The sequence below is a fragment of the Pseudomonas sp. B14(2017) genome (assembly GCF_002113255.1).
GTDB lineage: Bacteria > Pseudomonadota > Gammaproteobacteria > Pseudomonadales > Pseudomonadaceae > Aquipseudomonas > Aquipseudomonas putida_Z.
Window position 1 is genome coordinate 1 of record NZ_NEJY01000036.1, and the last position, 20019, is coordinate 20019.

Annotated in this window: 20 protein-coding genes, 1 tRNA gene and 1 pseudogene; 10 read left to right on the forward strand and 12 right to left on the reverse strand. The window is 62.9% G+C overall.

The annotated features are described in order from the left end of the window. Positions 1–231: 231 nt before the first annotated feature. The 3 genes from infA to aat form a co-directional block, all read right to left on the reverse strand. Positions 232–450 (reverse strand): translation initiation factor IF-1, encoded by a 219-nt coding sequence (gene infA / locus CAG34_RS26525; RefSeq protein ID WP_002553999.1) that lies wholly within the window; start codon positions 448–450, stop codon positions 232–234. A gap of 102 nt (positions 451–552) precedes the next feature. After that, the gene (locus tag CAG34_RS26530) at positions 553–1260 is read right to left on the reverse strand and encodes an arginyltransferase (protein WP_013973288.1); all 708 of its coding nucleotides are present in this window, start codon (positions 1258–1260) and stop codon (positions 553–555) included. A 56-nt stretch (positions 1261–1316) separates the two neighbouring features. Next, positions 1317–1997, reverse strand: a complete 681-nt coding sequence (aat, locus tag CAG34_RS26535; RefSeq protein WP_075045644.1) for a leucyl/phenylalanyl-tRNA--protein transferase — start codon at positions 1995–1997, stop codon at positions 1317–1319. 35 nt (positions 1998–2032) lie between these two features. Here aat and CAG34_RS29055 point away from each other — a divergent pair, with 35 nt between their 5' ends. From CAG34_RS29055 to cysG, 7 genes are all read left to right on the forward strand, one after another. Next, positions 2033–2305 carry a hypothetical protein gene (locus CAG34_RS29055; protein WP_170929301.1) on the forward strand — a complete coding sequence of 91 codons (273 nt, stop codon included), beginning with the start codon at positions 2033–2035 and terminating at the stop codon, positions 2303–2305. A gap of 78 nt (positions 2306–2383) precedes the next feature. Continuing rightward, positions 2384–4930 carry a DNA translocase FtsK 4TM domain-containing protein gene (locus CAG34_RS26540; RefSeq protein WP_371858060.1) on the forward strand — a complete coding sequence of 849 codons (2547 nt, stop codon included), beginning with the start codon at positions 2384–2386 and terminating at the stop codon, positions 4928–4930. A gap of 62 nt (positions 4931–4992) precedes the next feature. Continuing rightward, positions 4993–5628: an outer membrane lipoprotein chaperone LolA gene (lolA, locus tag CAG34_RS26545; protein ID WP_003258873.1), complete on the forward strand. Its 636-nt coding sequence runs from the start codon at positions 4993–4995 to the stop codon at positions 5626–5628. Between the two features lie 12 nt (positions 5629–5640). Next, a complete protein-coding gene (locus CAG34_RS26550; RefSeq protein ID WP_013973284.1) occupies positions 5641–6966 on the forward strand; it encodes a replication-associated recombination protein A in 1326 nt (441 codons plus the stop codon). After that, positions 6963–7337, forward strand: coding sequence for a fluoride efflux transporter CrcB (gene crcB / locus CAG34_RS26555; protein WP_075045642.1), 375 nt, complete (start codon positions 6963–6965; stop codon positions 7335–7337). The genes CAG34_RS26550 and crcB overlap by 4 nt, the downstream gene beginning before the upstream one ends. A 30-nt stretch (positions 7338–7367) precedes the next feature. Then, on the forward strand, positions 7368–8648 hold the full coding sequence (gene serS / locus CAG34_RS26560; RefSeq protein WP_025339770.1) for a serine--tRNA ligase: 1281 nt from the start codon (positions 7368–7370) through the stop codon (positions 8646–8648). Then, a complete protein-coding gene (gene cysG, locus CAG34_RS26565; RefSeq protein WP_085593352.1) occupies positions 8649–10040 on the forward strand; it encodes a siroheme synthase CysG in 1392 nt (463 codons plus the stop codon). Positions 10041–10156: 116 nt separating this feature from the next. On the opposite strand, the gene CAG34_RS26570 is transcribed toward cysG, so the two are convergent. From CAG34_RS26570 to CAG34_RS26600, 7 genes are all read right to left on the reverse strand, one after another. Continuing rightward, positions 10157–11116, reverse strand: a complete 960-nt coding sequence (locus CAG34_RS26570) for a glutathione S-transferase family protein (RefSeq protein ID WP_085593354.1) — start codon at positions 11114–11116, stop codon at positions 10157–10159. Between the two features lie 92 nt (positions 11117–11208). Then, the gene (locus CAG34_RS26575) at positions 11209–12213 is read right to left on the reverse strand and encodes a glycosyl transferase family protein (RefSeq protein WP_085593356.1); all 1005 of its coding nucleotides are present in this window, start codon (positions 12211–12213) and stop codon (positions 11209–11211) included. Next, on the reverse strand, positions 12210–12545 hold the full coding sequence (locus CAG34_RS26580) for a TusE/DsrC/DsvC family sulfur relay protein (RefSeq protein ID WP_025339766.1): 336 nt from the start codon (positions 12543–12545) through the stop codon (positions 12210–12212). Before CAG34_RS26580 ends, CAG34_RS26575 begins: the two co-directional genes overlap by 4 nt. Next, the gene (gene tusB, locus CAG34_RS26585) at positions 12542–12838 is read right to left on the reverse strand and encodes a sulfurtransferase complex subunit TusB (protein WP_046614859.1); all 297 of its coding nucleotides are present in this window, start codon (positions 12836–12838) and stop codon (positions 12542–12544) included. Before tusB ends, CAG34_RS26580 begins: the two co-directional genes overlap by 4 nt. Beyond that, the gene (gene tusC / locus CAG34_RS26590; RefSeq protein WP_085593358.1) at positions 12838–13197 is read right to left on the reverse strand and encodes a sulfurtransferase complex subunit TusC; all 360 of its coding nucleotides are present in this window, start codon (positions 13195–13197) and stop codon (positions 12838–12840) included. The genes tusB and tusC overlap by 1 nt, the downstream gene beginning before the upstream one ends. Position 13198: 1 nt before the next feature. Next, positions 13199–13591, reverse strand: coding sequence for a sulfurtransferase complex subunit TusD (gene tusD / locus CAG34_RS26595; RefSeq protein ID WP_061551162.1), 393 nt, complete (start codon positions 13589–13591; stop codon positions 13199–13201). A gap of 279 nt (positions 13592–13870) precedes the next feature. Then, the gene (locus tag CAG34_RS26600) at positions 13871–15250 is read right to left on the reverse strand and encodes a nucleobase:cation symporter-2 family protein (protein ID WP_013973275.1); all 1380 of its coding nucleotides are present in this window, start codon (positions 15248–15250) and stop codon (positions 13871–13873) included. Positions 15251–15333: 83 nt separating this feature from the next. Here CAG34_RS26600 and CAG34_RS28790 point away from each other — a divergent pair, with 83 nt between their 5' ends. After that, positions 15334–15564 (forward strand): hypothetical protein, encoded by a 231-nt coding sequence (locus tag CAG34_RS28790; RefSeq protein WP_178080902.1) that lies wholly within the window; start codon positions 15334–15336, stop codon positions 15562–15564. Here CAG34_RS28790 and CAG34_RS26610 read toward each other — a convergent pair. After that, positions 15545–16216 carry a Bax inhibitor-1/YccA family protein gene (locus CAG34_RS26610; protein WP_003251184.1) on the reverse strand — a complete coding sequence of 224 codons (672 nt, stop codon included), beginning with the start codon at positions 16214–16216 and terminating at the stop codon, positions 15545–15547. The genes CAG34_RS28790 and CAG34_RS26610 overlap by 20 nt on opposite strands. Positions 16217–16350: 134 nt before the next feature. Between CAG34_RS26610 and CAG34_RS26615 the strand changes: the two genes are divergently transcribed. Further along, positions 16351–16438, forward strand: a tRNA-Ser gene (locus tag CAG34_RS26615). 65 nt (positions 16439–16503) lie between these two features. On the opposite strand, the pseudogene CAG34_RS29290 reads toward CAG34_RS26615, so the two are convergent. Continuing rightward, a pseudogene (locus CAG34_RS29290) lies at positions 16504–16772 on the reverse strand (IS30 family transposase); the annotation flags it as partial. A 562-nt stretch (positions 16773–17334) separates the two neighbouring features. Here CAG34_RS29290 and CAG34_RS26625 point away from each other — a divergent pair. Beyond that, the coding region (locus tag CAG34_RS26625; RefSeq protein ID WP_143516016.1) for a retention module-containing protein at positions 17335–20019 on the forward strand (2685 nt) is incomplete at its 3' end.

The following is a 20019-nucleotide window of genomic DNA, read 5'->3' on the forward strand; positions in this document are numbered from 1 at the left end:
TTTGTGTTCTTTCGAATAAGATTTTCGCACTGATTTTGCCTCCAATTGGGCGCCATCATAGCGCCCGAAGAAGGTGTCCAAAATCATTAGGCCAGTTCACACCCGCTCCCACAGGGGGATAGTTATTACCTGTGGGAGCGGGCGTGCCCGCGAAGGGCTGCAAAGCAGCCCCTGCAATCCTGAAGGCACAAAAAAGCCCGGCACATGGCCGGGCTTTTTCATGGCTTGAGCTTAGCGCGCACGGTAGGTGATGCGGCCCTTGCTCAGGTCGTAGGGCGTCAGTTCGACGCGGACCTTGTCGCCAGTGAGAATACGGATGTAGTTCTTGCGCATCTTTCCGGAGATGTGCGCGGTTACGACGTGCCCGTTTTCCAACTCCACGCGGAACATGGTGTTGGGCAGGGTGTCGACGACAGTACCTTCCATTTCGAAGCTGTCTTCTTTCGACATGCAGTAGAGCCCTCGGATCCAGTGTTGGCCCGACGCATAACCGCACCGGGCAAAAAAGTGGCGTGGATTATGCCCGAAAACTGTGTGTCAAGCCAATGCCTTTCAGTTGAGGGTGACCCAGCGCTGATTTATCAACAGTTCGATAGGCCGATACTGCGTCTTGTAGTTCATTTTCTTGCAGTTCTTGATCCAGTAACCCAGGTAAACCGCCTCCAGGTCCTGGCGCAGGGCTTCGGTGATCTGCCAGAGGATGGCGAAGCGGCCCAGGCTGCGGCGTTCTTCGTCCGGCTCGTAGAAGGTGTACACCGCTGACAGGCCGTTGGGCAGCAGGTCGCACACCGCTACCGCCATCAAGCGGCCTTCCAGGCGGAACTCGTAGAACCAGCAGAACGGCAGGTCGCGCACCAGGAAGGTGGAGAACTGGTCGCGGCTGGGCGGGTACATGTCACCGTCGGCGTGGCGCGTTTCGATATAGCGCCGGTACAGCTCGAAGTACTCTTCCTTGAATGCCGGGCGCGCGGCGGTCACGGTCAGGTCGGCATTGCGCTTGAGGATGCGCCGTTGCTGGCGGTTGGGGATGAAACGCGCCGCCGGGATGCGTGCCGGCACGCAGGCATTGCAGTTCTGGCAATGCGGGCGGTACAGGTGGTCGCCACTACGGCGGAAGCCCATTTCCGACAAATCGGCGTACACGTGCACGTCCATCGGCTGGCTGGGGTCGAGGAACAGCGTGGTTGCCTGTTCGTCGGGCAGGTAGCTGCAGGAGTGGGGCTGAGTGGCATAGAACTTCAACCGCGCCAACTCTGTCATGATCAACCCCCTCGGTGAGACTTTGCTTTAAGTGTAAGCCAGCTATGGGAACTCGCCTAGGGAAGCCATGTAGCGCTGTTGGGCTGGTCGAGGTGGCGTGCCAGGTAGCCGGCGAACTCGGCGCGGCTGATGGCGTGGGCGCCCAGGCTGTGCAGGTGGTTGGTCGGCATCTGGCAGTCGATGAGGACGAAGCCGGCCTGGCGCAGGTGGTTGACCAGGGTCACGAAGCCGACCTTGGAGGCATTGTCGGCGCGGCTGAACATCGATTCGCCGAAGAACAGCTGGCCCATGGCCAGGCCGTACAGGCCGCCGACCAGCTCGCCATCCTGGCGCACCTCCACCGAATGGGCGATGCCGCGCCGGTGCAGCTCGCAGTAGGCGGCGCGCATGGTGTCGGTGATCCAGGTGCCGTCGGCGTAGTCACGTGGCGCGGCGCAGGCGGCGATCACCGCCGGGAAGTCGGTGTCGAAGCTGACCTGGTAACGACCCTGGCGCATCAGTTTGGCCAGCGAGCGCGACACGTGCAGCTGGTCCGGGAGCAGCACCGTGCGCGGGTCGGGCGACCACCAGAGGATCGGCTGGCCGTCCTGGTACCACGGGAAGCAGCCATGGCGATAGGCCTGCACCAGGCGCTCGGGGCTCAGGTCGCCGCCGGCAGCGAGCAGGCCGTTGGGGTCGTGCAGGGCCTTTTCCAGGGGCGGGAAGGTCAGCGAGTCGCGGGTCAGCCAGGTGAGCATGGTCTATCGTGCGGTGGGGGAGGGGAGAGGGCAGCATGGCGCGGGTGAAAAGCAGGGTCAATCTCTTTGGCTTCTTCGCGGGCGCGCCCGTTCCCACAGGCCATGTGCAGGCCCTGAAGCCTGCGGGGGTACCTGTGGGAGCGGGCAAGCCCGCGAAGAGGCCGGCACAGGCGATGAAAATAGGCAATTTCCTACACATTCATGGAACAGCAGGCACCATCCGCTACATTTGCTGTCACACCTGTGCAAAAACACAGCATAAGCCTTTGTCACAAAAGAAAATGCATGCTCAAATTGCAGCTATATGAAAGTCGCCCCCGGCCATACCCCCATCTGGCGTGCCGCCATGGCGGCTGGCGGGCAGTAATGTTAAAAGTAGTGGTTCATTGGCCGCACCGTCGGCCGATCACTATTGGACGCGCAGCACGCGCAGGAATAGACGCGTTTTGAAGAAATCCACCGCAACTCCAGCTCCCTTGCCCGTCCCCCTGTGGCGGCAGCAGCTGCATTATCGCCTCAAGGAAGGTGCGTTGATCGCTGTCGGCGCCCTGTGCCTGTACCTGTGGATGGCGCTGCTGACCTACGATACGTCGGACCCGGGCTTCAGCCACACCAGCAACGTCGACCAGGTGCAGAACGCCGCCGGGCGTGCCGGTGCCTACTTCGCCGACATCCTGTTCATGGTGCTGGGGTACTTCGCCTACATCTTCCCGCTGCTGCTGGCGATAAAGACCTGGCAGATTTTCCGCGAACGCCACCAGCCCTGGGACTGGAGCGGCTGGCTGTTCTCCTGGCGGCTGATCGGCCTGGTGTTCCTGGTGCTGTCTGGTGCGGCGCTGGCGCATATCCATTTCCACCCGCCTGCGAGCATGCCGTTCTCCGCCGGTGGTGCACTGGGCGAGAGCCTGGGCGACCTGGCGCGCAACCTCCTGAACGTGCAGGGCAGCACGCTGATGTTCATTGCCCTGTTCCTGTTCGGCCTGACCGTGTTCACCGACCTGTCGTGGTTCAAGGTGATGGACCTGACCGGCAAGATCACCCTCGACCTGTTCGAGCTGGTGCAGGGCGCCGCCAACCGTTGGTGGGAAGCGCGCAACGAGCGCAAGCGCCTGGAGGCGCAGCTGCGCGAGGATGAACCGGTGGTCAAGGCCGCGCCAATGGCCGCCGACAAGCGCGAACCGGCCAAGCCGGCGCTGCGCGAGCGCATCTTCAAGCGTGAAGAAGCACCTGCCCAGCCGGTCGAGCCACGTGAGCCAACCCTGTCGCGCGAGCCTGTGGTGCCACGCGAGTCGCCGGCACCACGTGAGCCGGTAATCTCCCGCGAACAACCTGCCGCGGCCCCGATGATCGTGCCGCCGACACCCGCCAGGGCGCCGGAGCCGAGCAAGCGGGTGATGAAGGAGAAGCAGGCGCCGCTGTTCGTCGACAGCGCGGTGGAAGGCACCTTGCCGTCGATCTCCATCCTCGACCCGGCCGAACAGAAGAAGATCGAATACTCGCCTGAATCCCTGGCCGGTGTCGGCCAGCTGCTGGAAATCAAACTCAAGGAATTCGGCGTGGAAGTGGCCGTGGACTCGATCCACCCGGGCCCGGTGATTACCCGTTACGAAATCCAGCCGGCCGCCGGCGTGAAGGTCAGCCGTATCGCCAACCTGGCCAAGGACCTGGCGCGTTCGCTGGCAGTGACCAGTGTGCGTGTGGTCGAGGTTATCCCCGGCAAGACCACCGTGGGTATCGAGATCCCCAACGAGAACCGGCAGATGGTGCGTTTCTCCGAAGTGCTGGCCACGCCGCAGTACGACGAGCAGAAATCGCCGGTCACCCTGGCCCTGGGCCACGACATCGGCGGCAAGCCGGTGATCACCGACCTGGCCAAGATGCCGCACCTGCTGGTGGCCGGTACTACCGGTTCCGGTAAGTCGGTGGGTGTGAACGCGATGATCCTGTCGATCCTGTTCAAGTCCAGCCCGGAAGACGCGCGGCTGATCATGATCGACCCGAAAATGCTCGAACTGTCGATCTACGAGGGCATCCCGCACCTGCTGTGCCCGGTGGTCACCGACATGAAGGACGCCGCCAACGCCCTGCGCTGGAGCGTGGCCGAGATGGAGCGGCGCTACAAGCTGATGGCGGCCATGGGCGTGCGTAACCTGGCCGGCTTCAACCGCAAGATCAAGGACGCCCAGGAAGCCGGCGAGATCATCCATGACCCGCTGTACCGCCGCGAGAGCATGGACGACGAGCCGCCTGCGCTGAAAACCCTGCCAACCATCGTGGTGGTTGTCGACGAATTCGCCGACATGATGATGATCGTCGGCAAGAAGGTCGAAGAGCTGATTGCCCGTATCGCCCAGAAGGCACGTGCGGCCGGTATCCACCTGATCCTCGCTACCCAGCGCCCGTCGGTGGACGTGATTACCGGTCTGATCAAGGCCAACATCCCGACCCGCATGGCGTTCCAGGTGTCGAGCAAGATCGACTCGCGGACCATCATCGACCAAGGTGGTGCCGAACAGCTGCTGGGCCACGGTGACATGCTGTACATGCCGCCGGGCACCAGCCTGCCGATTCGTGTGCACGGCGCGTTCGTCTCCGACGACGAGGTGCACCGCGTGGTGGAAGCGTGGAAGCTGCGCGGCGCCCCGGACTACAACGACGACATCCTCAACGGCGTCGAGGAGGCCGGCAGCGGCTTCGAAGGCGGCGGTGGTGGCGATGGCGAAGATTCGGAAAGCGACGCCCTGTATGATGAGGCTGTGCAGTTCGTGCTGGAAAGCCGCCGCGCGTCCATCTCGGCCGTGCAGCGCAAACTGAAGATCGGCTACAACCGCGCCGCCCGCATGATCGAAGCCATGGAAATGGCCGGCGTGGTCACCCCCATGAACAGCAACGGCTCGCGGGAAGTGATAGCCCCGGGCGGCCCGCGCGACTGACGAACACCTTGCCGGGCGCCAACGGTGGCGCCCGGCCTTTTCAATGCTCGATGAGGACTCCCATGCGCGCGATTCGCATGCTGTTGGTTTCTGCCCTGGCCGCGGCTTCTGTGTCGGCCACCGTATCGGCTTTTGCCGGTGAGCAAGACGTACAACGCCTGACCCAATTGCTGGAAAAGTCGCAGACCATCGAGGCCAACTTTTCCCAGCTGACCCTGGACGCCGGTGGCACCAGCCTGCAGGAAACCTCCGGCAAGATGACCGTCAAGCGCCCGGGCCTGTTCTACTGGCACACCGATGCGCCGCAGGAGCAGGTGGTGGTATCCGACGGCAAGAACGTCACCCTGTGGGACCCGGACCTGGAGCAGGCGACCATCAAGAAGCTCGACCAGCGCCTGAACCAGACCCCAGCGCTGCTGCTGTCCGGTGACGTGTCGAAGATCAGCCAGAGCTTCGACATCAGCTCGAAGGAGCAGGGCGAAGTGATGGACTTCACCCTCAAGCCGAAGACCAAGGACACCCTGTTCGACTCGCTGCGCGTGTCGTTCCGCAAGGGCCTGATCAACGACATGCAGCTGATCGACAGCGTCGGCCAGCGCACCAACATCCTGTTCAATGGCGTGAAAGCCAACCAGGCGGTGCCGGACAGCAAGTTCAAGTTCGACATCCCCAAAGGCGCGGACGTCATCAAGGAGTAACCAGAGCTCGCCATGGACCTGTTTCGAAGCGAACCCGTCGCCCAGCCCCTGGCCGCTCGCCTGCGCCCGTCCAACCTGGACGAGTACGTCGGCCAGGAGCACCTGCTGGCGCGCGGCAAACCGCTGCGCGAGGCGCTGGAGCAGGGTGCGCTGCACTCGATGATCTTCTGGGGGCCGCCAGGGGTGGGCAAGACCACTCTTGCGCGGCTGCTGGCGCAGTTCTGCGACGCGCACTTCGAAACGGTTTCGGCGGTACTGGCCGGGGTGAAGGAGATTCGCCAGGCGGTCGAAGTGGCCAAGCAGCAGGCTGGCCAGTACGGCCGCCGTACCATCCTGTTCGTCGACGAAGTGCACCGCTTCAACAAGTCGCAGCAGGATGCCTTCCTGCCCTATGTGGAAGACGGCACCCTGCTGTTCATTGGCGCCACCACCGAAAACCCGTCGTTCGAGCTGAACAACGCATTGCTGTCGCGGGCGCGGGTGTATGTGCTGAAGAGCCTGGACGAGGCGGCACTGCGCAAGCTGGTCAACCGCGCGCTGACTGAAGAACGCGGCCTGGGCAAGCGCAACCTGCGGGTTGGTGACGACGCCTTCAAGATGCTGATGGCCGCCGCCGATGGCGATGGCCGGCGCATGCTCAACTTCCTGGAAAACGCCTCGGACCTGGCTGAAGACGGCAGCGAGATCGACGTCGAGATGCTGCAGAGCCTGCTCGGCGACAGCCGCCGCCGCTTCGACAAGGGTGGCGAGGCGTTCTACGACCAGATTTCCGCACTGCACAAGTCGGTGCGCGGCTCCAACCCCGATGGCGCCCTGTACTGGTTCGCGCGCATGCTCGATGGCGGCTGCGACCCGCTGTACATCGCCCGCCGCGTGGTGCGCATGGCCAGCGAGGACATCGGCAACGCCGACCCGCGCGCGCTCAGCCTGTGCCTGGCGGCCTGGGATGTGCAAGAGCGCCTGGGCAGCCCTGAGGGCGAACTGGCGGTGGCCCAGGCCATCACCTACCTTGCCTGTGCGCCGAAGAGCAACGCGGTGTACATGGGCTTCAAGACCGCCCTGCGCGAGGCTGCCGAGCATGGTTCGCTGGAAGTGCCGCTGCACCTGCGCAACGCCCCGACCAAGCTGATGAAGCAACTGGGCTATGGCGACGAGTACCGCTATGCCCACGATGAACCCGACGCCTATGCCGCCGGCGAAGACTACTTCCCCGAGGAGCTCGAGCCGCGGCAGTACTACCAGCCGGTGCCCCGTGGCCTGGAACTGAAGATTGGCGAGAAGCTGCGCCACCTGGCCGACCTTGACCGCAACAGCCCCCGACAGCGGAGAAAACCGTGATTGCACTGATAGCCGCCGTCAGCGCTGGCGGTATTGCCGGTACCTTGTTGCGCTTCGCTACCACCAACTGGGTGGCTGCCCACTGGCCACGGCACTTCTATCTCGGTACGCTGGCGGTCAACCTGATTGGCTGCCTGCTGATCGGCCTGCTCTATGGCCTGTTCCTGCACAAGCCGATCGTGCCGGTCGAGCTGCGCGCCGGGCTGATCGTCGGCTTCCTCGGTGGCCTGACGACTTTTTCCTCCTTTTCGCTGGATACCGTACGCCTGCTGGAAAGCGGGCAAGTGCCGCTGGCTCTGGGCTATACCGGTATCAGCGTGGTGGGCGGGCTGCTCGCGACCTGGGCCGGCCTGTCCCTGACCCGATTCTGAACCAACACCTACACATAACGAGAGAACGATATGCTCGATTCCAAACTGTTACGCGGCCAACTTCAGGAAGTGGCGGATCGCCTGGCCTCCCGTGGCTTCAGCCTGGATGTCGCGCGCATCGAATCACTGGAAGAGCGCCGCAAGGCTGTGCAGACCCGCACCGAGCAGCTGCAGGCCGAGCGTAACGCCCGTTCCAAGTCCATCGGCCAGGCCAAGGCCAAGGGCGAAGACATTGCACCGCTGATGGCCGACGTCGAGCGCATGGCCAACGAACTGGCTGCCGGCAAGACCGAGCTGGACGGCATCCAGGCTGAACTGGATGGCATCCTGCTGACCATCCCCAACCTGCCGGACGCCAGCGTACCGGTCGGTGCCAGCGAAGACGACAACGTCGAAGTGCGCCGTTGGGGCACGCCGAAGGCTTTCGACTTCGAAATCAAGGACCACGTCGCCCTTGGCGAAGTCAGCGGTGGCCTGGACTTCGAAGCCGCCGCCAAGCTGTCTGGCGCACGCTTTGCCGTGCTGCGCGGCCCGATCGCCCGCCTGCACCGCGCCCTGGCGCAGTTCATGATCAACCTGCACACCGGCGAGCACGGCTACGAGGAGCACTACACCCCGTACCTGGTCCAGGCCCCGGCCCTGCAGGGCACCGGCCAGCTGCCGAAGTTCGAGGAAGACCTGTTCAAGATCAGCCGCGAAGGCGAGGCCGACTTCTACCTGATCCCGACCGCCGAAGTGTCGCTGACCAACCTGGTGGCCGGTGAAATCCTCGACGCCAAGCAGCTGCCACTGAAACTGGTTGCCCACACCCCGTGCTTCCGCAGCGAAGCCGGTGCTTCCGGCCGTGACACCCGCGGCATGATCCGCCAGCACCAGTTCGACAAGGTCGAGATGGTGCAGGTGGTCGAGCCGTCCAAGTCGATGGAAGCCCTGGAAGGCCTGACTGCCAACGCCGAGCGCGTGCTGCAGCTGCTGGAGCTGCCGTACCGCGTGCTGGCCCTGTGCACCGGCGACATGGGCTTTGGTGCGGTGAAGACCTACGACCTGGAAGTGTGGGTACCAAGCCAGGACAAGTACCGTGAAATCAGCTCGTGCTCCAACTGCGGTGACTTCCAGGCGCGCCGCATGCAGGCCCGCTGGCGCAACCCGGAAACCGGCAAGCCAGAGCTGGTGCACACCCTCAACGGCTCCGGCCTGGCCGTAGGCCGTACCCTGGTTGCCGTGCTGGAAAACTACCAGCAGGCCGACGGTTCGATCCGTGTGCCGGAAGTGCTGAAGCCTTACATGGGCGGTGTTGAGGTTATCCGCTAAATGGATTACCTGCCGCTGTTCCACAAGCTGCAGGGCGGCCGCGTGCTGGTCGTTGGCGGCGGTGAGATCGCCTTGCGCAAGGCGCGTCTGCTGGCCGATGCCGGCGCCGCGCTGCGCGTGGTGGCACCGGATGTCGACGGCCAGCTGGCCGCGCTGGCCCGGGAAGGTGGCGGCGAGGTGCTGGTGCGCGGCTATCAGGCAGCCGACCTGGTCGGTTGCCGGCTGGTGATCGCGGCCACCGACGACCCCGGGCTCAATGCCCAGGTGTCGGCGGATGCGCAGGCCCTCAGCCTGCCGGTCAACGTGGTGGATGCGCCGGCCCTGTGCACGGTGATCTTCCCGGCGATCGTCGACCGTTCGCCGTTGGTGGTCGCGGTGTCCAGTGGCGGTGATGCCCCGGTGCTGGCGCGTTTGATTCGCGCCAAGCTGGAGGCCTGGATCCCGTCCGCCTATGGCGAGCTGGCCGGCCTGGCTGCGCGCTTCCGCGACAAGGTCAAGGCCTTGTACCCGGACGTCAACCAGCGCCGTGGCTTCTGGGAAACCGTGTTCCAGGGGCCGATTGCCGAGCGCCAGCTGGCCGGGCAGGGCGCCGAGGCCGAGCGCCTGTTGCAGGCGATGGTCGATGGTGCGCCGGTGCAGCAGGGCGGTGAGGTGTACCTGGTGGGGGCTGGCCCGGGCGATCCGGACTTGCTGACCTTCCGTGCCTTGCGCCTGATGCAGCAGGCCGACGTGGTGCTGTACGACCGCCTGGTGGCACCGGCGATCATCGAGATGTGCCGCCGCGATGCCGAGCGTATCTACGTGGGCAAGCGTCGCGCCGACCATGCCGTGCCTCAGGACCAGATCAACCGCCTGCTGGTCGACCTGGCCCGGCAGGGCAAGCGTGTGCTGCGCCTGAAGGGCGGCGACCCGTTCATCTTCGGCCGGGGCGGCGAAGAGATCGAAGAACTGGCCGAGCATGGTATCCCGTTCCAGGTGGTGCCGGGCATTACCGCGGCCAGTGGGTGTTCCGCCTATGGTGGAATTCCGCTGACTCACCGCGACTATGCCCAGTCGGTACGTTTCGTGACCGGGCACCTGAAGGATGGCACCAGCAACCTGCCTTGGCATGACCTGGTGGCACCGGCGCAGACCCTGGTGTTCTACATGGGCTTGGTGGGCTTGCCGACCATCTGCGCCGAGCTGATTCGCCATGGCCGCGCGGCCAGTACCCCGGCGGCGCTGGTGCAGCAGGGGACTACGCGTAATCAGCGGGTGTTCACCGGCACCTTGGCGGACTTGCCGGAGCTGGTGGCCCAGCATGAAGTGCATGCGCCGACCCTGGTGATTGTCGGGGAAGTGGTGCAGTTGCGTGACAAGCTGGCCTGGTTCGAAGGTTCGCAGAACAGTTGAAATCGTTGGGGCCGCTTTGCGGCCCATCGCGACACAAGGCCGCTCCTACAGGAGATAGCGATCCCCTGTAGGAGCGGCCTTGTGTCGCGATGGGCTGCAGAGCAGCCCCTGCAATCTCAAGCCTGCCAAATCCCCTTGCCTGCCAACCGCTCCCGATCATGCGGCAGGTTGAAGTCTTGCAGCGGCCCCTTGGGCACGATCCCGTTCGGGTTGATGGTCTTGTGGCTCATGTAGTAGTGCTTCTGGATATGCTCCATGTCCACTGTGCCCGCCACCCCCGGCCACTGGTACAGCTCACGCAGCCAGTTCGACAGGTTGTGATAATCGCTCAGACGGCTCAGGTTGCACTTGAAGTGCCCGTGGTACACCGCATCGAAGCGCACCAGGGTGGTGAACAGGCGCACATCGGCCTCGGTCAGGTATTCCCCGGCCAGGTAGCGGTTGCGGCTGAGCAAGTCTTCCAGGTAGTCCAGTTCGTTGAACAATTCGTCAAACGCGGCCTCATAGGCTTCCTGCGTAGTGGCAAAGCCTGCGCGATACACGCCGTTGTTTACCGCCGGGTAGATGCGCTCGTTCAGCGCCTCGATGGTCGGGCGCAGCGGCTCTGGGTACAGGTCCAGTGTATTGCCGGTCAGTTCGTTGAACGCGCTGTTGAAGATGCGGATGATCTCCGACGACTCGTTGTTGACGATGCGTTTCTCTTTCTTGTCCCACAGCACCGGTACAGTCACGCGGCCAGTGTAGTGCGGGTCATCCTGTGTGTAGCGCTGGTGCAGATACTGCAGCGCATCGAGGTGGTCACCGCTGGAGCCTTGCTGCTGGTCGAAAGTCCAGCCATGGTCCTGCATCAGCCAGCTGACCACCGACACATCGATCAACGGCTCCAGGCCCTTGAGGGCACGGAAGATCAGGGTGCGGTGTGCCCATGGGCAGGCCAGCGAGACGTACAGGTGGTAACGGCCAGCTTCGGGAGCGGGCAGCTGATTGCGGCGTTGGGCGTTTTCGCGTTTGAACGTGCCGTCCTTGCCGTTTTCATACCACTGGTCATGCCAGCGGCCATCGATCAAAAGGCCCATGGTGAGCTCCTCGGAACAAAGTTGTTTGTCGTTGGAGCCCAGTCTAGGGGAAAACGTTCGAATAACTAGCGCAAAGACTGCACTCTTACTATCTAGTTATTCGATTGGTTACGTGCGCCCCAGTAACCGCGTGCCATGGCGAAAGCCTGCTCGCGGTCCTGGCCCAGGCCGCGCAAGGCCAGGGCGATGGTCGCGACCACGGCCAATTCACCGTAGCTGTCCTCGGCCTCGCCGCGCCAGACCGCCAGCAATTGCTCGGGCTGCAGGCTTGGCGGCTTCACGTGGCGGCGTTCGCTCAGCGCTGGCCACTCCTCGTCCCAGGCTTCGCCGGCGGTGGTGCCGTACAGATGGCTGATGACATCGGGGTTGACCTCGATCTCGCCGCCATCACCCTTGATTACCACGGCATGGTCGCCCAGCAGGCGGCTGGCCTCGCGGTGCACCGCCTGGTAACCGGGGTGGAAGATGCTCTGCAGGCCACAACGCGCAGCCAGCGGGTTGAGCACCCGGGCCAGCGAATGGATGGGCGAACGCAGGCCCAGGGTGTTGCGCAGGTCGATCATGCGCTGCAACTGCGGCGCCCAGTCCTGCAGCGGGAAGAAGGCCAGGCGCTGCTGGTCCAGGGCCCGGCTGACCGCAGCCCAGTCACGGCACAGTGGAATTTCCAGCAAGGACAGCAGTTGCTCGGTGTACATGCGCCCGGCGGTATGCGCACCGCCACCGTGCATCAGGATGCGCACACCATTGCTGGCCAGGCATTTGGCAGCCAGCAGGTACCAGGGCAGGTGGCGCTTCTTGCCAGCGTAGGTGGGCCAGTCCAGGTCAACGGCGATGCGCGGCGCCTGCAAGTGGGCGCGCAGGGCCTCGGTGAAGCCGGCCAGTTCTTCGGCGCTTTCTTCCTTGTGCCGCAGCAGCATGAGAAAGGCACCGAGCTGGGCATCTTCGACCTTGCCTTCCAGCAGCAGGGTCATGGCCGTGCGGGCCTCTTCACGGGTCAGGCCACGCGCGCCGCGCTTGCCTTTGCCAAGAATGCGCACGAACTCGGCGAACGGGTGTTCGGCGGGGGTTTCCAGGGTAAGCGGGCGAGGTTCTGTCATATGCAGTTGGTCGGCTTGGGCAGGCCCGCCAGCTTGGCGGCCAGTTTGGCGGGAGTGCCGTTGAACAGGCGGTTGAGGTGCGGGCTGTTGCCCTTGTCCGGGCCCAGTTTGAGGGCCGTGTACTTGATCAGCGGGCGCGTGGCCGGGGACAGCTGGTATTCCTGATAGAACTGGCGCAGCAGTTCGAGGATTTCCCAGTGGTCCGCCGTCAACGGGATGCCCTCGCGCGCGGCCAAAGCCTCGGCGGCGGCATGCGACCAGTCTTGCAGGTCGACCAGGAAGCCGTCCTTGTCCAGGGCGATCGCCTGATCGCCAACGTTGAGGGTATTCATAGCCAGCTGTTGACCTTGTCGTAATGCAGCGACAGTTCGACGAACCCGGCGTAGTCCACGGCCTTGGCCAGCTCGTTGCCGACCGCGCGGGCCTGCACGTCTTCTTCCAGGGCGAACAGGCGCTGGGCCAGGCCGGCGGCTTGCAGCTGGCGGTGCGGTTCGCTGCCGCTGCGCAGAGCATATACAGCATCGCCGCACAGCAGCAGGGCGTCGTCGGTGCCGAGCAGGCGCAGGCAGCTGGCCAGGCGCTCGTCGCCAAACGGGGAGTGGGCAATTACATGCAGGGTCGTCATCAGAGCGTTACCACCTGGTCGAAACGGGCGATCAGCGCGGCCAGGGCCGCGTCGTCCAGCACTTGCACCGGCAGTGTCAGAGTGTCGGCTGCCAGGCCGCGGCGAGTGAGGCTGTGGCTGCAGGCGAACAGTTCCTCGACGCCGAACATTGGCAGTGCCTGCAAGTTGGCGGCCAGGTTCTTCTGTTGCACGGCGGTGGGCTGCTGGTCCGCAGCGAGCTGGAACACGCCGTCATCGAGGAACAGCATGCCCAGCGGCAGATCGAACGCGCCGCCAGCCAGGGCGATGTCCAGTGCTTCACGGGCCGATGGGCCGTTCCAGGGCGCCTGGCGGCTGATGATCAACAAGGATTTGGCCATTTCAGTCGCCTCCGAAGCAGACAAGGCGATCGGCAACTTGCGCCGCCTCATGCAGCTGGCCAAGCCCCGACAGCTCCCAAGGCTTGGGCAGGTTCACGGCCGGGCGCTGGTAGCGGTTGGCCTCGGCCTCGTCGAGCACGCCACGGCGCAGGGCGGCGGCGATGCACACCACTGCGTCCAGCTGGTGGGCTGCAATGAACTCGCGCCATTGGCTGGCAACATCCAGCTCGTCCTGGGGGGCGACCACGTTGGCCGAGGCACTGTGTACCCCGTCCTGGTAGAAGAACAGCCGGGCAATCTCATGCCCGCCGGCCAGTACCGCCTCGGCGTAGCGCAGGGCGCGCCGCGAGGAGGGCGCATGGGCCGGGGAGAACACCGCGATAGCGAATTTCATGGATAACTCATGCAAAAGGAATGGTGCCATGATAAAGCAAAAAAGCCCGCGCCCGCTTGTGCATGGCGGGGCGGGCTTTTTGTCTTGCACCAATCTGAAGGCCGGCGCTATCCCGGTAGGGGCAACTGCCTTGTGTTGTCTGTACTGGCCTCATCGCTGGCAAGCCAGGCTCCTACAGGGACTGCGCATGGCTTCAGATCAGTGCGGTCGAGGTGGGAGCTGGCTTGCCTGCGATGGGCTGCGCAGCAGCCCCATGGCCCTGACAGTCGAACACCAGGCTCAAGCCTGTTCCTTGCTCTCCGGCAAGAACCAGTTCAACACCAGGGCACAGATACCCCCGGTGGCCACGCCCGACTCCAGCACATTGCGAATCGCCGCCGGCATGTGCGCCAGGAACTCCGGCACCTGCGCCACACCCAGGCCCAGGGCCAGGGATACAGCGATGATCAGCAGGGCGCGACGGTCCAGGCGAGTGCTGGCCAGGATATTGATCCCCGAAGCCGCAACCGCCCCGAACATGACCATGGCCGCACCACCCAGCACCGGTTCCGGCACCGCCTGGATCACCCCGGCAACGCTCGGGAACAGCCCCAGCAGCACCAGCATCACGGCAATCCACATACCGATATGGCGGCTGGCGATCCCGGTCAGCTGAATCACGCCATTGTTCTGGGCAAAGATCGAGCTCGGGAAGGTGTTGAACAAACCGGCCAGCAGCGAGTTGGCCCCGTTGACCAGCACACCGCCCTTGATCCGCTGCATCCACACCGGCCCTTCGACCGGCTGGCGCGACACCTTGCTGGTGGCGGTGACGTCACCGATGGCTTCCAGCGAAGTTACCAGGTAGATCACCAGCATCGGGATGAACAGTGCCCAGGAGAAACCCAGGCCGAAGTGCAGCGGCGTCGGCACCTGGAACAGCGCGGCTTCGTGCATGCCGGTAAAATCCAGGCGGCCCAGGTAACCGGCCAGCGCATAGCCGACCGCCAGGGCGATAACGATGGCGCAGCTGCGCATCCACACCACCGGGATGCGGTTGAGGATGACGATGATCGCCAGCACCACGCCCGACAGCAGCAGGTTCTCGCCATTGGCGAAGGTGCCATTGGCCATGGCGCCGAAGCCACCACCCATGCTGATCAGGCCGACCTTGATCAGGGTCAGGCCGATCATCAGCACCACGATGCCGGTGACCAGCGGGGTAATCAGGCGTTTGACGAAGGGCAGGATGCGCGACACGCCCATCTCGACGAACGAGCCGGCGATTACCACGCCAAAGATGGCCGCCATCACGCCTTCCACCGGCGTACCTTGCTTGACCATCAGCGCCCCGCCGGCAATCAGCGGGCCGACGAAGTTGAAGCTGGTGCCCTGGACGATCAGCAGCCCGGCACCGAACGGTCCGAAGCGTTTGCACTGGACGAAGGTGGCGATACCCGAGATGACCAGCGACATGGAGACGATCAGGTTGGTATCACGTGCGGAAACCCCCAGCGCCTGGCAAATCAGCAGGCCAGGGGTGACGATCGGCACGATGATCGCCAGCAGGTGCTGCAGTGCTGCCAGCAGGCCGATCAACAGCCGTGGCTTGTCCTCAAGACCAAGCACCAGTTCATTGGCAGGCGCCGCCGCGCCTGGGCTGTGTTCGTGTGAGCTCATTGCGAAAAGCTGCCCCGGAAGAAAAAAGGAGCGCATTCTACGGGGTGATGGCGAATTGGGGTAGAGAAAAGCACGATGGCGGCATGATCGACGACCATTTGCCTGATTATCTGACTTTATGGTCAATTATTGGTGCTGTTTGTTCAAGCCTGAAACCTGCGCGGACCCTGTGGGAGCGGGTTCACCCGCGAAGAAACCAACGCGGTGCCTGGCACCGGCTGCGCCGGTGTTCGCGGGTGAACCCGCTCCCACAAAAAAAGCCCGCCGAAGCGGGCTTTCTCTTGCAGCAATCAATCAGTCATCACGACCCATGATGCCAAACAGCTGCAGCAGGCTGACAAACAGGTTGTAGATGGACACATACAGGCTGATGGTCGCCATGATGTAGTTACGCTCGCCACCGTGAATGATCGCGCTGGTCTGGAACAGGATGCAGACCGACGAGAACAGCACGAAGCCAGCGCTGATCGCCAGTTGCAGGCCGCTGATCTGGAAGAAGAAGCTGGCCACGACAGCACCCAGCAGGACAAAGAAGCCCGCAGTGATGAAGCCGCTGAGGAAGCTCATGTCCTTGCGGGTAATCAGCACATAAGCCGACAGGCCGCCGAACACCAGGGCAGTCATGGCAAATGCCGAGCTGACCACCTCGGCGCCACCGGCCATGCCCAGGTAGCGGTTGAGGATAGGGCCGAGGATAAAGCCCATGAAGCCGGTGAGGGCGAAGGTGGACACCAGGCCCCAGGCCGAATCACGCAGTTTGTTGGTAAGGAAGAACAGCCCGTAGAAGCCGATCAGTACCACGAACACGTTCGGGTAGCCGACGCGCATCTGCTGGGCCACGAAGGCCATGACACCGCTGAAGGCGAGGGTGAGCGCCAGCAGGCTGTACGTGTTGCGCAGGACCTTGCTGATCTCCTGCTGCTCGACCTGCTGGCCGTGGTGTACGGCGTAATCCTGTTCGCGCATGGCGACACTCCTTGGTAAACCTGTGGTTTTCAGACGTTCAGATGCTAGGAGTCTATCAGAGCTCCCGCAACCCGCGACACAGAGAGTTTGACAGCTTGTTTCATTACGGTATTATGGCGGCCGCAAAACGAGCTGGAAGCGTGGCCGAGTGGTTTAAGGCAACGGTCTTGAAAACCGTCGATGGGCAACTATCCTAGAGTTCGAATCTCTACGCTTCCGCCATCATTCCTCATTAAAGCCCTGATTATTCAGGGCTTTTTTGTTTTTTGGGCCTTGCCCCTTCACCCGGGAGCAAGCCCTTGGCCTCCCTCGCGAGACAAATGGACGAGCACTGTGAATCGGGTTGAGCGCTCGATCAGCGTTCCAGTTGCAGAACGGTTCAGGCCTATGAACTTGCCGCTTGTTCACGTTTGAGGGCCTCTCGTGCCTGAATGTAGAGAGCCTGACAAATTGCTCCCTCACAGAGCCGCATAGACTTATCGTCCGGAAAATCGATCTGTAGACGGTTGATAATCTATTCGGGTGACCAGTCGTTGACCCATTTACGATAACTACGCGCGCCAGTTCCCGCTGGATTGTTAGGGGTTTCGTAAACGACGGCGAGCCATTCTACGCGCGACAATATTTTGTGCTCGGAGCAAGCCAATATCTTGTCGGGCCGCGAATGTTAAATATCTTCTCTGGATGCAGCGCTCTCGCAAGATGCTGGGGAACAAGCACCCGATGTAAAAAGTTGCAGGTCTGTCGGCTCCTGAACAGGCATGAAGCTGTTTCAAAACCTGACACTTTGGGCAGGCTTCGGGCCGCCCCGGACGGAGCGAGGACAAACGGAATAGAGGAAACGAGTGACGCTCGCATTTATCTTTCTCTATAGCCGCTGATACCAATGCTCCAGATTGCGAGTAGGGTGGCTGTAGCTTGCAGGTAGAAGCAAAAAATATCTTCTTTAATATCGAAATGTCATTAGGCCATTATTTGTTTTGTTGTTTATTATTGGGTAACTGATATCAATAGCGGTGTTATATAAAGGTTGAATCACTAAGCCTGATAGTTGGCGTCAAAAAATAAACACTAATAAAAATAAACCATCCTTGTAGCCAGCCGACAACACTCGAAGCATGGCCGAACATGGAAGCCAATCGCACACGTTACCCGGGAGAGCCGCCTTGAGCATCGCCATAGTCAAAAGTATTGTTGGCCAGGTAATCGCTATTTCCCCAGAGGGCACCCAGCGTGTGCTTGTGGAAGGGGATCGAGTGTTCGCGGGTGAACAGATCCAGACCGGCCCTGGTGGCGCGGTGAGCCTGGAACTGGCCGATGGGCGCATCCTCGACCTGGGGCGCGACACACAGTGGAGTGCCGATGCCCCAGATAGCGTGGCCGACCTGAGCGCAGCCACTGCGCAGGCCGCACCATCCGTTGACGAGCTGCAACAAGCCATCGCCGCCGGTGCTGACCCGACAACCGCACTCGAAGCGACCGCGGCAGGCCCAACCGGGGCAGGTGCGAACCCTGGTGGCATCGGAGGCGGCCATTCGTTTGTGATGCTTGAAGCAGTGGGCGGGTCGGTCGCCCCCACCATTGGTTTCCCCACCGGGCCACTTGGCGTTGCTGTTGAGCAAGCGCGAGAGTTCGTGGGCAATGCAACACCGGCACAGCAGGCAGCGGTGCTAGTACCTGAATTACCACCCGAGCCTCAGCCGCTTGCGGCCACGCTGACCCTGAGCAGCACCAATGTGCAGGAAGGGGGGCTGACCAGCATCACCGGTACCCTGAGCCAGCCGGCGGGCAGGGATTTCACGGTGACCCTGAGCAATGGCCAGACTTTGTCGTTCAAAGCCGGTGAAACGGTCGCAACGACCGGTGAGTTCGCTGCCCAGAGCGATGATGTGTTCCAGGACGGTGAAATCCAGAACATCACCGTCACCAATGCGGGCGATCATGGCTTTGGCAGCCTCAATACCGGTGCAACTTCTACCCTCACTGTGACCGACACCGTCGATACCGTGAGGGCCGAGCTGAGCATCTCGCCGAACCCGGCCGTGGAAGGCCAGGCGGTGACTTACACCATTACCCTGACCGGGCCGGCCGGTGCCGATTTGACTCAACACGGCGGTCTGTCCATCGCCCTGAGCAACGGTGAGGTGATCAACATCCCTGCTGGCCAGGTCAGTGCGTCGCAAACCGCTAACCTGGCGAACGACGTCTATGTGGGCAGCAGTGCTCCGAGCATCGCTATCTCTGGGATCACCGAGCAAGGCACCGGCAAACAGGTCTTTGAGAACCTGGTCAAAGGTGATCCGGTGACCCTGCAGATCACCGACGAACCGGGTACTCCAGGCAACCCTGGCACTCCAGGCACGCCGAATGGTGGCGATGAAGTGACGCTGACCCTCTCCGGCAATGCCGTGCAGGAAGGCAATACCACGACCATCACCGGCACCCTGAGCCACCCGGCAGGCCAAGCGTTCACCGTCACCCTGAGCAACGGCCAGACCCTGAGCTTCGCCAAGGACGCCACCACCGCGACCACCGCACCGTTCGTGGCGCAGAGCGATGATGTGTACCGTGACGGCGAAACCCTGACTGTCAGCGTGAGCGATGCCGGTAGCCACAACTTCGAAAATCTGAACACCGGTGCCACCACGACCCTCACGGTCACCGATACCATCAACACCGTGAAGGCCGAGCTGAGCATTTCGCCGAACCCGGCCGTGGAAGGCCAGGCAGTGACTTACACCATCACCCTGACCGGTCCTGCCGGTGCCGACCTGAGTCAGCACGGAGGTCTGTCCATCGCGCTGAGCAACGGCGAGGTGATCAACATCCCTGCGGGCCAGGTCAGCGCGTCGCAAACCGCTAACCTGGCGAACGACGTCTATGTCGGCAGCAGTGCTCCAAGCATCGCCATCAACGGAATCACCGAGCAAGGCACTGGCAAACAGGTCTTTGAAAACCTGGTCAAAGGCGACCCGGTCACCCTGCAGATCACCGACGAGCCGGGTACCCCAGGCAACCCTGGTACCCCGGGCACGCCGAATGGCGGCGATGAAGTGACGCTGACCCTCACCGGCAATGCCGTGCAGGAAGGCAACACCACGACCATCACCGGCACCCTGAGCCACCCGGCAGGCCAAGCCTTCACCGTCACCCTGAGCAACGGCCAGACCCTGAGCTTTGCCGAGGGTGCGCTTACTGCGACCACCAATCCGTTCGTGGCCCAGAGCGATGATGTGTTCAAGGACGGTGAAACCCAGACCGTCAGCGTGGCCGATGCCGGTAGCCACAACTTTGAAAACCTGAACACCAGCGCCACCACGACGATCACCGTGAACGATACCGTCGACACCGTGAAGGCCGAGCTGAGCATTTCGCCGAACCCGGCAGTGGAAGGCCAGGCGGTGACCTACACCATCACCCTGACCGGCCCGGCCGGTGCCGATCTGAGTCAGCACGGTGGCCTGTCCATCACACTGAGCAACGGCGAGGTAATCAACATCCCTGCGGGCCAGGTCAGTGGCTCGCAGTCAGGCGTCCTGGCGGACAACGTCTATGTCGGCAGCAGTGCTCCAAGCATCGCCATCAACGGAATCACCGAGCAAGGCACCGGCAAACAGGTCTTTGAAAACCTGGTCAAAGGCGACCCAGTGACCCTGCAGATCACCGACGAACCGGGCACGCCAGGCAACCCTGGCACCCCGGGTACGCCGAATGGCGGCGATGCAGTAACGCTGACCCTCACCGGTAATACCGTGCAGGAAGGCCACACCACAACCATCACCGGCACCCTGAGCCACCCGGCA

Bases quoted from the DNA above. Each gene is read 5' to 3' on its own strand.
- infA (WP_002553999.1), bottom strand. From the start codon at position 450: ATGTCGAAAGAAGACAGCTTCGAAATGGAAGGTACTGTCGTCGACACC.
- CAG34_RS26530 (WP_013973288.1), bottom strand. From the start codon at position 1,260: ATGACAGAGTTGGCGCGGTTGAAGTTCTATGCCACTCAGCCCCACTCC.
- aat (WP_075045644.1), bottom strand. From the start codon at position 1,997: ATGCTCACCTGGCTGACCCGCGACTCGCTGACCTTCCCGCCCCTGGAA.
- CAG34_RS29055 (WP_170929301.1), top strand. From the start codon at position 2,033: ATGGCGCGGGTGAAAAGCAGGGTCAATCTCTTTGGCTTCTTCGCGGGC.
- lolA (WP_003258873.1), top strand. From the start codon at position 4,993: ATGCGCGCGATTCGCATGCTGTTGGTTTCTGCCCTGGCCGCGGCTTCT.
- CAG34_RS26550 (WP_013973284.1), top strand. From the start codon at position 5,641: ATGGACCTGTTTCGAAGCGAACCCGTCGCCCAGCCCCTGGCCGCTCGC.
- serS (WP_025339770.1), top strand. From the start codon at position 7,368: ATGCTCGATTCCAAACTGTTACGCGGCCAACTTCAGGAAGTGGCGGAT.
- cysG (WP_085593352.1), top strand. From the start codon at position 8,649: ATGGATTACCTGCCGCTGTTCCACAAGCTGCAGGGCGGCCGCGTGCTG.
- CAG34_RS26570 (WP_085593354.1), bottom strand. From the start codon at position 11,116: ATGGGCCTTTTGATCGATGGCCGCTGGCATGACCAGTGGTATGAAAAC.
- CAG34_RS26575 (WP_085593356.1), bottom strand. From the start codon at position 12,213: ATGACAGAACCTCGCCCGCTTACCCTGGAAACCCCCGCCGAACACCCG.
- CAG34_RS26580 (WP_025339766.1), bottom strand. From the start codon at position 12,545: ATGAATACCCTCAACGTTGGCGATCAGGCGATCGCCCTGGACAAGGAC.
- tusB (WP_046614859.1), bottom strand. From the start codon at position 12,838: ATGACGACCCTGCATGTAATTGCCCACTCCCCGTTTGGCGACGAGCGC.
- tusC (WP_085593358.1), bottom strand. From the start codon at position 13,197: ATGGCCAAATCCTTGTTGATCATCAGCCGCCAGGCGCCCTGGAACGGC.
- tusD (WP_061551162.1), bottom strand. From the start codon at position 13,591: ATGAAATTCGCTATCGCGGTGTTCTCCCCGGCCCATGCGCCCTCCTCG.
- CAG34_RS26600 (WP_013973275.1), bottom strand. From the start codon at position 15,250: ATGAGCTCACACGAACACAGCCCAGGCGCGGCGGCGCCTGCCAATGAA.
- CAG34_RS28790 (WP_178080902.1), top strand. From the start codon at position 15,334: ATGATCGACGACCATTTGCCTGATTATCTGACTTTATGGTCAATTATT.
- CAG34_RS26610 (WP_003251184.1), bottom strand. From the start codon at position 16,216: ATGCGCGAACAGGATTACGCCGTACACCACGGCCAGCAGGTCGAGCAG.